This window comes from Methylobacterium crusticola (assembly GCF_003574465.1).
In the GTDB taxonomy this organism is placed as follows: domain Bacteria; phylum Pseudomonadota; class Alphaproteobacteria; order Rhizobiales; family Beijerinckiaceae; genus Methylobacterium; species Methylobacterium crusticola.
In genome coordinates, this window is record NZ_QOWC01000215.1 from 1 (window position 1) to 13,198 (window position 13,198).

A 13,198-nucleotide genomic window follows, 5' to 3' on the forward strand; every position below is an offset into this window, starting at 1 on the left:
CGGCCGCGAACAGGTTCGGCACGCGCGTCTCGAGCGCGGCATCCACCCGGATCCCGCCCATGTGGTAATGCGCGATCGGCGCGACTTCGACCGGCGTGGTGGTGAGGTCGATCCCATTGTCGGCGAGGCGGTCGACGACCGGGCCGAAGGCGGCCCGGAGCGCGTCGGCGCCGACATGCTGGAATGACAGGAAAGCGCCGCCGGACGGAGAGCCGCGGCCCGCCTTGACCTCGCTCAGGATCGCGTAGGTCGCCCGGTCGCGCGGCGCGTTGTAGCGCCCCTGCTCCTCGTGGCCGTAATCGCTCATGAACTCGCGGCCTTCCGCGTTCAGCAGCCGGCCGCCGAGCTTGTAGCGGAACGGGTCCCACATGATCGGGTCCATGCCGACGAGCCGCGGCGCCAGGTGCCCGATCGGGAAGAACTGGACGAACTCCATGTCCATCAGCTCGGCGCCGGCCCGCAGCGCGAGGGCGTGGCCGTCGCCGCCCATGTTGGCGGAGGCCGAGTTGCGCCGGTACAGCCGGGTCAGGCCGCCGGTCGCGAGCACGATTGCGCCAGCCTCGATCACGACGGGCCGCCCGTCGGCGAGCGAGAAGCCGGCCGCCCCGACCACCGCTCCGTCGTGACGGACGAGGTCGGCGATGCACAAATCGCCGATGCGCGTCACGCCGGCTTGGCGGATCACCTGCGCGCGCAGCGTCTTGGCAACGGCCGGGCCGGTCGACAGGAAGTCCACGTAGACGCAGCGCGGGCGGTCGTGCCCCGGCGCCTGCGCCTGCCGGATGGCGCCGTCGGGCCGGCGGGCCCAGCCGACCCGCCACCCGTCCAGGCGGCGGATCTCGCCGGGGCCCTGCTCGCAGACGAGGCGCGCGAGGTCGGCGTCGCACAGGCCGCGCCCCGCCGCCAGCGTGTCGGCGAGGTGGTGCTCCCAGTGGTCGGGCTCCTCTTCGCCGAGCGCGGCCGCCACGGTCATCTGCGCCATGATGGTGGCGCCGCTGCGCCCGATCAGGCTCCGGTCCGCCAGGATGACGCCCGCTCCGACCGACGCGGCAGCGAGGGCCGCCGACAGGCCGGCCGCCCCGGTGCCGACCACCAGCACATCGGTCGCAAGGGTCACGGTGTCCAGGGACATGCGGGCTCCTTCGTCCAGCCGCCGTCACGAATGCGGTCGCGCCGACGCGGCCGGGTCTGCTCCTGCAGGGCTGGCCTTGCAAGGGCTGGCCTTGCAAGGGCGGGTCTTGCAGGGGCGGGTCTTGCAGGGGCTGGGCCAGAAGCCCTCGACCGCGCGCATCGACCGTGATCGGCGCGCTCAACTTTCCGTTTTACAGGACGGAGTCAAGCCTCGTGCACTCACGGAGCGTCATTCAACGGGGCTGGCTGTCGATCTTTCATGCGCGACCTGTTGACGAAATCATCTCTCCAGAGGCCAAAATGTAGGTTTAAATTCATGATCCGCGCGGTGGATTAGAATATTTTTTTTCATTGACCTCGGCCCGCAAATTACCGACAAACCAAGGGCCGTTGTGATCTTTATAACGAACGCCTCGCGGCCGAGGCGCTGCAATTCGTTGCAGACTGAGAATCCGCGGCGCCGCTCGCGCGAGAAAGCGGCGCGACCCCGCACTCGATCCCGCCCCGATCCTGGACCGCCGCGCGGCGTCGCAGGTCGACCCAACCCCGAACAGCAGTGCGGCCTCGCGGCTCGCCGCCCCGACCGGAGCTCCCCCATGACCGATGCCATGCCCACGCGCCGCACGGCCCTCGCGCTCGGCGCCGCCGCGATCCTGGCGGCCGGACCGGCCCGCGCGCAGGCCGGACGCGTGGCCCGGATCGGCCTGGTGCAGTCGACGACCGGCGGATCGGCGGCGCTGTACGGGACGGAGCAGAAGCAGGCCATCGAGCTTGCCTTCGACGAGATCAACGCCGCGAACACGCTGAACGGCATCCGGCTCCAGGCGCTGCACGCCGACGACGGGGCGGACCGCAGCCAGACCGTCAACATCTTCCAGCGCCTCATCCGGCAGGACAAGGTCGTGGCGATCCTCGGACCCACCCTGTCGAACTCGGCCTTCGCGGCCGACCCGATCGCGCAAGCGGCCGGGATCCCGGTGATCGCGAGCTCCAATACCGCGCCCAACCTGACGCGGATCGGCGACTTCGTCTTCCGCACCAGCGTCCCCGAGGACCAGGTCTTCCCGACGGTCCTGCGCTACGCGGTCCAGAAGCACGGCGTGAAGCGGGTCGCGCTGATCTACGGCCTCGACGACGCGCTGACGCGCGGCGCCCACGACGTGCAGAAGAAGGCGGTGGCCGATCTCGGGCTGGAGCAGACCGGCATCGAGAGCTACCAGCGCGGCGACGTCGACTTCTCCGCCCAGCTCACCAAGATCAAGGCGCGGAAGCCCGACGCCCTCATCCTCGGAACGCTCGCCGAGGAGGCGGCCTCGATCCTGCGCCAGGCGAGGCAGCTCGGCTTCGACGACAAGGTCGTGTTCGTCGGTTGCAACGCGAACATCTCGGCGAAGCTGTTCGAGCTCGCCGGGCCCGCCGCGAACGGCATCATCGTGGGGGCGGCGTGGTTCGCCGGCTACGACAGCCCGCGCAGCCGGGCCTTCGTCGAGGCCTACCGGAAGCGCTACGGCAGCACGCCGGACATCTACGCGGCGCAGGGCTACGATGCGGCCTACCTGCTCGCGGAGGCGATCCGGCGCGCCGGGGGCGCCGACAGCGGGCGGGCGATCCGCGACAAGCTCGCCGGGATCACCGATTTCGAGGGCGTCCTGGGGCGCTTCGGCTGGTCGGCCGAGCGCGATGCCACGGTGACCCCGAAGGTGCTGGTCGGCGACGGCCAGGCCCGGGTCTTCGTCACCGCTCCCGGCGCGTGACCCCGATGATCCTCCAGCAGCTCGTGAACGGGCTCTCGCTCGGGAGCGTCTACGCGGTCTTCGCGGTCGGCTTCACGCTGGTCTTCGGCGTCCTGAACGTCCTCAACCTGTCCCAGGGCGCCGTGTTCATGTGGGGGGCCTATCTCGGCCTCGAGGTGGTCGGGACGCTGGCCCTGCCGCTCCCCGCCGCAGTCGCGGTCGCCTTCGTGGCGGCCGGGCTCCTCGGGGTACTGAGCGAGTGGATCGTGTTCCGGCCGCTGCAGCGGCGCGGCGCCCATCGCTGGATGGGGATGGTCGCGAGCCTCGCCCTCGCCCGCATCCTGATCGGGCTCGCCCAGGAGGCGTTCGGCACCCAGGTCGTGCGCTACCCCGACAGCGCGATGACGATGGCCTCGCTCGACATCCTGGGCGCGCGCGTCCAGCTGCTTCAGCTCGTGGCGCTCGCCGCCGCCCTCACGATGGTCCTGGCCCTCGGCGCGCTGCTGCGCCTGACCAATCTCGGCCGGGCGATCCGCACGGTGGCATTCAGCGAGACGGTGGCCCGGCTCGTCGGCGCGCCGGTCGACCGGGTGCGCCTGGCGACCTTCTTCGTCGCCGGGGCGCTCGCCGGCGGGGCCGGGGTCCTGTGGTCGCTGGTGTTCCAGTCGGTCTCGCCGTTCATGGGCGATGCGATCCTGCTCAAGGGGCTCACGGTGCTGATCCTCGGCGGCCTCGGCAACGTCCTCGGGGCGCTGGCGGGCGGCCTGCTCCTCGGGCTCGTCGAGGTGTCGAGCGTGGTCGCGGTCGGGTCCGGCTACCGCGACGCGATCGGCTTCGGGCTCGTCCTGGCGATCCTCCTCGTGCGGCCGACCGGCCTGTTCGCGACCCGGGAGGCGAAGCGCGCATGACCGACTTCTACTACGCCTACGAGAACGTCATCGACCTCTGCCTGCTCAACAGCGTGCTGGCGCTCGGCTGCCTGCTGCTGCTCAGCGTCAACCTCCTGTCGCTGGCGACCGGCGGGTTGATGGCCATCGGCGCCTACCTGTCGATCTGGCTGACCATGAGCCAGGGCTGGCCCTTCGCCCCGGCTCTGGCCGCCGCGACGCTTGCGGCGGCCCTGGCCTCAGCCGGCCTCGGCGCGCTGGTGCTGCGCCTGCGCGGCGACTATTTCGCCATGGCGACCCTGGCCTTCACCGAGGTGGTGCGCATCGTCGCCCTGAACTGGGACGGCGTCACCGGCGGGGCGCTCGGCGTCTTCGGCATCCCGAAATACACCGAGACCTGGCACCTCGCCGGCCTCCTGGGCCTCGTCCTCTACATCGTCTGGGCGGTCCGTCACTCGGCGATCGGCGACCGGATGCGGGCGGTCGCCGAGGACGAGCTCGCCGTCACCGCGTCCGGCCACGACGTGGCGCGGCTGAAGCTCGCCATCTTCACCGCCTCGGGCGCCGTGGCGGGCCTCGGCGGCGGGCTCGCGGCCCATCTCAACATGTTCGTGGCCCCGGGCGATTTCGGCTTCCTGCGCTCGGTCGACGCGGTGGTGGCGCCGGTGCTGGGCGGGGTCGGCAACCTGTTCGGCGCGGTGATCGGCGCCACGGCCCTCACCGTCCTGCCCGAGGCCCTGCGCTTCTCCGCGCAGCTGCGGGAGATCCTCGTCGGCGGAGTGATCCTGCTCGCCGTCCTGTTCCTGCCGGCGGGCCTCACGTCGATCCCGCGCGCGCTCGCCCGGAGGATGGCCGCATGACCCCGCTCCTCGCCCTGAGGGGCGTGTCCCGGCAGTTCGGCGGCGTCGCGGCCCTGTCCGACGTCACCTTCGACGTACCGGCCGGCGCCGTCATCGGCCTCATCGGACCGAACGGCTCGGGCAAGACCACCTTGATGAACGTGGTGAGCGGCGTCGACGCCCCGACCAGCGGTGCGGTGCTGCTCGACGGCGCGCCCGTCCACGGCCTGCCGGCGCATGTCCTCGCCCGGCGCGGGATCGCCCGGACCTTCCAGCACATCCGGCTCATCCCGCAGCTCACGGCGGCCCAGAACGTGGCGCTGGCGCTGCGCCGGCCGCAGGCGGGGCCCGCCGACATCTTGCTGCGCCTGCCGCGCCTGCGCCGCATCGAGGCGGCGCGCCTGAGCCGGGCCGAGGACCTCCTGGCCCGTGCCGGCCTCGACCGGCACGGCGCGGTGCTGGCCGGCGACCTCTCCTACGGCGACCGGCGGCGGGTCGAGATCGCCCGCGCCCTCGCGGCCGGGCCACGCCTCCTGCTCCTCGACGAGCCGGCGGCCGGCATGACCCTCACGGAGCGCGGGGCCCTGCGCGGCCTCATCCGGGGGTTGCGGGCCGACGGGATCACGGTCGTGCTGGTCGAGCACGACATGGATCTCGTCATGGAGGTCTGCGACGAGTTGCGGGTGCTGAACCAGGGCCGGCCGATCGCCGCGGGCCTACCGGCCGTCTTGCGCCGGGACCCGCGCGTGATCGAGGCCTATCTCGGAGCCGAGGATGCTTGAGATCGACGCCCTCTCCTCCGGCTACGGCGGTCCGCCGGTCCTCGCCGGAGTCACCCTGCGGATCGCGGCCGGCGAGATCGTCGCGGTCGTCGGCACCAACGGCGCCGGCAAGACGACGCTGCTGAACACCGTCGCGGGCCTGCTGCGTCCGGTCGCCGGGCGCATCCTTCTCGACGGGGCGCCGATCGGCGGCCTGCCGGCCGAGAGGATCGTCCGGGCCGGGCTGTCGCTCGTGCCGGAGGGCCGGCAGGTGATCGCGCCGCTGAGCGTCGAGGAGAACCTCCTCGTCGGCGCCTACGGCCGGCGGGACCGGAAGGGAGCCGAGACGCTCGAGGCGATCTACGCGCGCTTCCCCCGCCTCAAGGAGCGCCGCCGCCAGCCCGCCGGGCTGATGTCGGGCGGCGAGCAGCAGATGCTGGCGATCGGCCGCGCGCTGATGGCCGGCCCGCGCGTGCTGCTGCTGGACGAGCCCTCGATGGGTCTCGCGCCCCTCGTCGTCGCCGAGATCTTCGCGCTCGTCGCCGAGTTGAAGAGCCGGAACCTGGCCATCCTGCTCGTCGAGCAGAACGCCCGCAAGGCCCTCGCCCTCGCCTCGCGCGGCTACGTCCTCGAGGCGGGCCGGGTCGTCCTCGAGGGGCCGGCCGCCGAACTCGCGGCCTCGCCCGCCGTCGTGGCGGCGTATCTGGGCGCGAGCCGCAAGGACGCGGCGGCATGAGCGGGGTCGGCGCCCGCGTTCTCCGCCGCGAGGACGACCGCCACCTGCGCGGCCGCGGCCAGTTCGTGGCCGACCTGCACCTTCCCGGACAGCAGGAGGTCGCCTTCCTGCGCAGCCCGGTGGCGCACGGCCTGATCCGGCACCTGGCGGCCCCGGACGACGCCCGCGACCGCGTGTTCGCGCAGGCCGACCTCGGCGGGCTCAAGCCCATCGTGGCGCGCTCGACGCTGCCCGGCTACCGCGACTCGGAGTGGCACGCCCTCGCCCCCGGCCGCGTCCGCTTCGTCGGCGAGCCCGTCGCGATGGCGGTGGCGCCGGACCGGGCGGAGGCGGAGGATCTCGTCGAGCGCATCGCCCTGGAGATCGAGGAATGGCCGGCGCTGGTCACGGCGGCGCAGGCCCTCGCCGCCGACGCACCGCGCCTCCACGACGGCTGGCCCGACAACCGCTTCGTCTCACTCCGTTACGAGAAGGACTTCGAGCGGCATGCGGCCGCGGCTCCGGTCGTGGTGCGACGGCAGGTCCGGCTCTCGCGCCAGGCCATCGTCCCGCTCGAGGGCAAGGCGGTGCTCGCGACCTGGGACGAGCGCGCCGGGCAGCTCGTCGTGCACACGGCGACGCAGGTGCCGCACATGATCCGCAGCGGCCTTGCGGAGACGCTCGGCCTCGACGAGCACGCGATCCGGGTCATCGCCCCGGACGTCGGGGGCGGCTTCGGCTACAAGCTGATCCTGCAGCCCGAAGAGCTCTGCGTCGCCTGGCTCGCCCTCACCCGTCGGCGCCCGTTCCGCTACGTGGAGGACCGGCGCGAGCACCTCACGGCCGGCGCCAACACCCGCCAGCACGCCTACGACCTGACCGCCCATGCCGACGAGGAGGGCCGGATCCTGGCCCTCGACGCTCACGTCACCGTGGACGGGGGCGCCTACTCGAACTGGCCGTTCACCGCCGGCATCGAGCCGGGGCAGGCGACCGGCAACCTGCCGGGCCCCTACGCGATCCGGGGCTATCGCTGCCGCACCGAGTGCGTGGCCACCAACAAGCCCGCCTTCCTGCCCTATCGCGGCGTCGCCCGCACCGGCGTCTGCTTCGCGATCGAACTCCTCGTCGACGCCGTGGCCCGGGCGGTCGGGCGCGACCCGGTGGACGTCCGACGCGACAACCTCGTGCCGCCCGCCGCGATGCCGTTCGAGAACGTCGCCGGCAAGCGCTACGACGGCGGCGACTATCCGGGCAGCCTGGAGCGGGCCCGCGAGGCCGTCGGGTTCGACGCCATCCGGGCTCGCCAGGCGGCCGGCGAAGCCGACGGCCGGCGGATCGGCGTCGGATTCGCGACCTACACCGAGCAGACGGCGCATGGCGCGAAGGTGTTCGGCGCCTGGGGCCTGCCGATCGTTCCCGGCTACGAGCAGGCCGTCGCCCGCATCACCCCCGACGGGGCGCTCGAGCTCCGGGTCGGATTGCAGTCGCACGGCCAGGGCCTCGAGACGACGCTGGCGCAGATCGCCCACGAGGAGCTCGGCCTGCCGCTGGAGCGCATCCGCGTCATCCACGGCGACACCGGCGAGACGCCGTTCTCGACCGGCACCTACGCGTCTCGCGCCATCGTGTGGGCGGGCGGCGCCGTGGCGGAGGCCTGCCGCGCGCTCAAGCCGCGCCTCGTCGCGATCGGTGCCCACCTGATGCAGGCCGCCGTGGCCGAGACCCGCCTCGACCGGGGCCGGATCGTCGCTCCGCTCGCCGAGGCCTCCATCCGCGAGGTCGCCTTCGCCTGGTACCGCGATCCCACCCGCCTGCCGCCCGACGTCGACCCGCGCGGGCTCGAGGCGGTGGGCGGCTACCGGCCCGCCACCGACACCGGCACGTTCAGCTACGCGACCCACGCCGCCGTGGTGGCGGTGGATCCGGATCTCGGCGCGGTCGAGATCCTGGACTACGTCGTGGTCGAGGATTGCGGCCGGCGCATCAACCCGATGGTGGTGGACGGCCAGACCTACGGCGGCACCGTGCAGGGCCTCGGCTCGGCCCTGTTCGAGGAGAGCGCCTATTCCGCCGACGGGCAGCCCCTCGCCTCCACCTTCGCGGATTACCTGCTGCCGGGGGCCGCCGACGTGCCGGCCATCCGCATCCTGCACATGGAGACCCCCTCCCCGCACACGACCTACGGCGCCCGCGGCGTCGGCGAGGGAGGCGCGATCGCGCCGCCCGCCGCGATCTTCAACGCCGTCAACGACGCGATCCACCCGCTCGGCGCCGTCGTGGGCGAGACGCCCTTGACGCCGCGGCGCCTGCTTGCGGCCCTGGCGGAGGCGCGTCTCGACCGATGAAGGCCGCCGCGTTCCAGTACGAGCGTCCCGGCGACCTGCCGCAGGCGATCGCCCTCCTGGCCCGGGAGGGGGCCAAGGCCCTCGGCGGCGGCCAGTCGCTCGGCCCGATGCTGAACCTGCGGCTCGCACGCCCCGCCCTGCTCGTCGGGCTGACCCATCTCGATCCGCTGCGGTCGATCGCGGATCTCGGGCACGCCTGGCGCATCGGCGCCGCGGTGACCCACGCCCGGCTCGAGGACGAGCGCCTCGCGGGGGCGGAGATGCTCGCGGCCGTGGCCTCGGACATCGCCTATCGGTCGATCCGCACCCGCGGCACGATCGGCGGCAGCCTGGTCCACGCCGATCCCGCGGCGGACTGGCCCCTCGCCCTGGCGACGCTCGACGCCGTCGTCGAGATCGAGGGCCCCTCGGGCCGGCGCCGCTGCCCCGCCGAGACCTTCATGCAAGCCGCCTTCACGGTCGATCTCGCCGCCGACGAGATCGTCACGGCGGTCGAGGTTCCCAAGACGACGCCGGACGCCGCCTGGTCCGCCTTCAAGTTCTGCCGCAAGCAGGGCGACTTCGCCCAGGCGAGTGCGGCGATCCTGCTCGATCCGGATCGCCGCGCCGCCCGTGTCTTCTGCGGCGCCCTCGACGGGCCGCCGCGGCCGCTGCCGGGGATCGCCCGGCGGCTCGCCGAAGGTCTGGCGCTGCCCGGCGATACCGTCGAGCGGGAACTCGGCCGCCTGGTGCCGGATCTCGACCCGATCGCACTGCGCATGCACGCGGCCGCAATCCGGCGCGCGGCCGACCGGCTGGGGAGGTCCGCATGAGCGACGCGGCGCTCGACGTGAACGGCCGCACCGTCGCGGCCGACGCTCCCCCGCGGCGTCACCTGGGCGATTGGCTGCGGGAGGACCTGCGGCTCACCGGCCTGCATCTCGGCTGCGAGCACGGTGTGTGCGGAGCCTGCACGGTCGAGATCGACGGCGCGCCGGCGCGCGCCTGCATCGCCTTCCCGGCCGCCCTCGCGGGCGCCCGCATCCGCACCATCGAGGCCTTCGACGACGACGCCGTGATGGCGAGTCTGCGCCGCGCCTTCTCCGAGGAGCACGCGCTGCAATGCGGCTTCTGCACGCCGGGCATGCTGATCGCCGCACGCGACGCCGTGCTGCGCGCGCCGGGACCGGACGAGGCCTGGATCCGGCGCGAGATGGCCGGCAATCTCTGCCGGTGCACCGGATACGTCGGCATCGTCCGGGCGATCGTCCGGGTCGTGACCGAGCGGCAAGAGACCGGTCTCGCCTTGCCGCCGAGCCCGCCGACCGCCCCGGCGACGATCCGTGTGCGGCGGTCCTTCGTGCCCCGCGAGGCCGCGGACCCGGCCCCGCCGGCTCCCGCCGGGGGCGCGGTGCCCCGGGACATGGCGCCCCGGGACATGGCGCCCCGGGACATGGCGACCCGGGACATGGCGACCCGGGACATGGCGCCTCGGGACATGGCGACCTCGGACGCGACGGGGTGGAGCCGGGTCGAGGCGCACTTCATCGTCGCCCGCCAGCCCGATGCGACCTGGGCGGCGCTCGCGGATTTTCCCCTGCTCGCGCGCTGCTTTCCGGGCGCAACGCTGACCGGCCACGGGGCCGACCGGGTGACGGGCGAGGTCGAGGTCGGTCTGGGACCGATCAGGGCGACGTTTCGCGGCGCGGCCACGGTCGAACGCGACGAGGGGCTGCGCACCGGCGTGGTCAGCGGCGCCGGCCAGGACGGGCGCTCGGCGTCGCGGACCCGGGCCGAGATCGCCTACCGGCTCACGCCGGATGGACCCGACGGGACGCGGGTCGACCTCGACGTCGCGTACCGGCTCACGGGACCCCTCGCGCAGTTCTCGCGCGCCGGTATCGTCCGGAGCCTCGCGCGCGCCCTCGTCGCGGACTTCGCCCGCCGGCTGAACGCGGAGCTCGCGGGCCGGGACGGCACGGCCCCGCCCTCCCGGCCCGCCTCGGCCATCCGACGGGCGCTCGCCCGGCTCGTCCCGCGTCGCCGCCGGCGATGAGCCCCGGGCGATCCTCATCCGGAGTTGCACCATGCCCCTGGTCATCGGCGCCCACCCGCAGAATCTCTCGCTGTCGATCCTGTCGCGGCGGCCCGACGCCGTCGCGGCCCTGCGCGACCGTGGTCTGACCGTCTTCGTCTACGGGGCCGGCTCGCAGACGATCCCGCTCGTCCGCAGCGGCGTGCTGCACCTCGCCGGGACAGGGGCGACGCCACCGATCCTCGCGAAGGCGGCCGGGCTGCCTGCCGCAGTCTTCGCGATCGGCCCTCCGCGCCCGGAGCGGGGCGGGCTCCTGGTCGCGGAGGACTCGCCTTTCCACTCGCTGCACGACCTTGCGGGACGCGGCATCGGGCTGATGCCGGTCTCGTGGCACACGCAGTTCCTGGCGGCGGAACTCGCCGCGGCCGGGCTGCACTGGCGCGACGTGCGCGCGGCCGAGATCGTTCCGGCGACCGCCAGGGACGCGTTCCTGGCAGGCCTGCTCGACGCGATCGTGGCGACCGACCCGTTGTATTCCGAGATCGCGGCCCGACGGCAGGTGCGGGCTCTGGCGGCACCCGGCCCTGCCTTCTCGAACCGGACCGCGTTCTGGGCCCCGACCCGGATCCTGCGCGACCATCCGGAGGCCGTCCGGGCCCTGCTCGACGCGCTGGTCGCCTCCGAGCGGGCCACCGCCGCGGACCCGGGCGGGACGGCGGAACTGCTCGACGGGCTCAACGGTCACGCGGCAGCGCAGTGGCTGCCAGTCCTCGCGTCCCGGCCCTGGGGCATCGACGTGCCCGGGCCGGACTTCCTCGCCGAGCAGCAGGCCCATGCCGACCTCTTCGCGGCGTTCGGCCTGATCCCCGCCACGATCGACGTCGCGGACACGGTCGATCCGCGTCCCCTCGCGGCCGCCCGCGGCTGACGCACAAGGAGGCTTGCGATGGATGTGCTGTGGTACCTGACCGGCCCGGACGGTCGCTATCCGTGGCGCGCGGACGGCGCGCGCCCCCTCAACTACGCCTATTTCCAGCAGCTGGCCCGGGCGGTCGATCATCTCGGCTTCACCGGAGCGCTGCTCGCTACGGGCTCCCACGACGCCTGGATCCAGGGCGCGGCCCTGATTCCCTACACGGAGCAGTTCCAGCACCTGATCGCCGCCCACCCGCCGATGATCTCGCCGACCCTGCTCGGCAAGATGATCACGACCTTCGACCAGTTCTCCAAGGGCCGGCTCCGGGTCAACATCGTCAACGGCGACGCCAAGCTGATGGCGCAGTACGGCGTCCATCTCAGCCACGACGAGCGCTACGCCTACACGGACGAGTTCCTGACGGTGCTGCGCGGGCTGCTGCGGGGCGAGACCGTGACCTTCAAGGGCCGGCACATCCACGTGGAGAATGCGGGGCTGCCGGTTCCACCGACGCAGGAGCGCGTCCCGCTCTGGTTCGGCGGCTCGTCGCCGGCCGCGCACGCGGTCGCGGCCAAGCACATCGACACGTACCTGTCCTGGGGCGAGACGCCGGAGCAGTCCGAGGCCAAGATCCGCGAGGTCCGGGGCCTGGCCCGGTCCCACGGGCGCGAGGACCGCATCCGGTTCGGCATCAGGCTCTACGTCGTCGTGCGGGAGACCGAGGAGGCCGCCTGGGCCGCCGCGCAGGACCTCTACGACCACATGGACGAGGCCGCCGTGGCGGGGGCGCAGGCCTACGTGGCCGGGATTGACTCGGTCGGGCAGCAGCGCATGTCGGCCCTTCACGGCGGCCGCAAGCCGCGGGACCTGCGCGAGCTCGAGATCGCCCCCAACCTCTGGTCGGGGATCGGCCTCGTCCGCCACGGTCCCGGCACGGCCCTGGTCGGGAGCGCCGCGCAGGTGCTGCGCCGCATCCACGACTATCGCGAGGCGGGCAACGACGTGCTGATCGTCTCCGGGATGCCGCTCCTGGAAGAGGCGTACCGCTTCGCCGAGCTGATCCTTCCGCACTTGCCGGTCGCGCGCCGGGTCGAGGCGGGCGTCACCTCCGCCTTCACCAAGGACCGCGACGCGGCGTGGCGGCGGCCCGCCTGACGAGGGGCTCCCACGTCCACGCGCCCTCGCGCGTCCCCGGCGGGATCGCCCTGCGAGAGCAGGAACGGCCCGTCCGCACCGGGGCGCGCCGTTCCTCACTCGGCCGATCGCCGGGGGCCGCTGCGCCCGGGCACCGCCCACCCCGATCGGCACCGGGCGGTCGAGCCACTGCGGTGGGGGGCGTGACCTCGGGCGCGACGGCAGGGGTAAGCCGACTGCGCGGCGGAGCGCGCGTCCCCGAGGGCAGCCAGAATCGTCCGCGGCCGGATCGCCGATGACCGCCCTATTCGCCTCGGCTCGGTGACCTGCGGGGATCCAGAATGGGGGCCAAGCCGCGACATCGCGAGCTGACCTTGCGGACCGCGGAGCAGGACGTTCTCCGGACGTATTTCACACGGCAGCGTACCCTGAGTTTCCGGGAGAGTTTGCGCATGCGTCGGGCGCGGCGAGATCGAGGACGTGTCCGACGCGCCGCCAGGTGGCTTCGACGGTTCCGGGCTCGCCCTGCCGGGTGAGATGCTCGATCGGGTTCAGATCGGGGCTGTAGGGGGGCAGGAACAGGCGATGGGCGCCGGCCGCACGGATCGCGGTGCGGGCGGCTCTGCGCTTGTGGCTGCCGAGATCGTCCAGGAGGAGGATGTCGCCCGGTGTGAGGGTTGGGACGAGGCTGTCCGTGACATCGCGGCGCAAGATGGCGCC

12 protein-coding genes are annotated in these 13,198 nt (G+C 73.3%); 10 read left to right on the forward strand and 2 right to left on the reverse strand.

Features of this window, described 5'->3' with window-relative positions; genetic code table 11:
* Positions 1-1,132 (reverse strand): FAD-binding protein (locus DT057_RS30685; RefSeq protein WP_128565844.1); only part of this gene is annotated, 1,132 nt, incomplete at its 3' end.
* 595 nt (positions 1,133-1,727) lie between these two features.
* Here DT057_RS30685 and DT057_RS30690 point away from each other — a divergent pair.
* The 10 genes from DT057_RS30690 to DT057_RS30735 are packed head-to-tail and all read left to right on the forward strand — an operon-like array spanning position 1,728 to position 12,499.
* Positions 1,728-2,885: an ABC transporter substrate-binding protein gene (locus tag DT057_RS30690; protein WP_128565845.1), complete on the forward strand. Its 1,158-nt coding sequence runs from the start codon at positions 1,728-1,730 to the stop codon at positions 2,883-2,885.
* 5 nt (positions 2,886-2,890) lie between these two features.
* Positions 2,891-3,772, forward strand: a complete 882-nt coding sequence (locus tag DT057_RS30695) for a branched-chain amino acid ABC transporter permease (RefSeq protein WP_128565846.1) — start codon at positions 2,891-2,893, stop codon at positions 3,770-3,772.
* On the forward strand, positions 3,769-4,611 hold the full coding sequence (locus tag DT057_RS30700) for a branched-chain amino acid ABC transporter permease (RefSeq protein WP_128565847.1): 843 nt from the start codon (positions 3,769-3,771) through the stop codon (positions 4,609-4,611). Before DT057_RS30695 ends, DT057_RS30700 begins: the two co-directional genes overlap by 4 nt.
* Positions 4,608-5,372 (forward strand): ABC transporter ATP-binding protein, encoded by a 765-nt coding sequence (locus tag DT057_RS30705; RefSeq protein ID WP_128565848.1) that lies wholly within the window; start codon positions 4,608-4,610, stop codon positions 5,370-5,372. The genes DT057_RS30700 and DT057_RS30705 overlap by 4 nt, the downstream gene beginning before the upstream one ends.
* Positions 5,365-6,087 carry an ABC transporter ATP-binding protein gene (locus DT057_RS30710; protein WP_128565849.1) on the forward strand — a complete coding sequence of 241 codons (723 nt, stop codon included), beginning with the start codon at positions 5,365-5,367 and terminating at the stop codon, positions 6,085-6,087. The genes DT057_RS30705 and DT057_RS30710 overlap by 8 nt, the downstream gene beginning before the upstream one ends.
* Positions 6,084-8,414, forward strand: coding sequence for a xanthine dehydrogenase family protein molybdopterin-binding subunit (locus tag DT057_RS30715; protein WP_128565850.1), 2,331 nt, complete (start codon positions 6,084-6,086; stop codon positions 8,412-8,414). Before DT057_RS30710 ends, DT057_RS30715 begins: the two co-directional genes overlap by 4 nt.
* The gene (locus DT057_RS30720; protein ID WP_128565851.1) at positions 8,411-9,226 is read left to right on the forward strand and encodes an FAD binding domain-containing protein; all 816 of its coding nucleotides are present in this window, start codon (positions 8,411-8,413) and stop codon (positions 9,224-9,226) included. The genes DT057_RS30715 and DT057_RS30720 overlap by 4 nt, the downstream gene beginning before the upstream one ends.
* Positions 9,223-10,449 carry a xanthine dehydrogenase family Fe-S subunit gene (locus DT057_RS30725; protein ID WP_128565852.1) on the forward strand — a complete coding sequence of 409 codons (1,227 nt, stop codon included), beginning with the start codon at positions 9,223-9,225 and terminating at the stop codon, positions 10,447-10,449. Before DT057_RS30720 ends, DT057_RS30725 begins: the two co-directional genes overlap by 4 nt.
* 31 nt (positions 10,450-10,480) lie before the next feature.
* Positions 10,481-11,356, forward strand: coding sequence for an ABC transporter substrate-binding protein (locus tag DT057_RS30730; RefSeq protein WP_128565853.1), 876 nt, complete (start codon positions 10,481-10,483; stop codon positions 11,354-11,356).
* 18 nt (positions 11,357-11,374) lie between these two features.
* A complete protein-coding gene (locus tag DT057_RS30735; RefSeq protein WP_128565854.1) occupies positions 11,375-12,499 on the forward strand; it encodes an LLM class flavin-dependent oxidoreductase in 1,125 nt (374 codons plus the stop codon).
* A gap of 390 nt (positions 12,500-12,889) precedes the next feature.
* Here DT057_RS30735 and DT057_RS37030 read toward each other — a convergent pair.
* On the reverse strand, positions 12,890-13,198 hold a 309-nt coding region (locus DT057_RS37030), incomplete at its 5' end, for a transposase (RefSeq protein ID WP_244937411.1).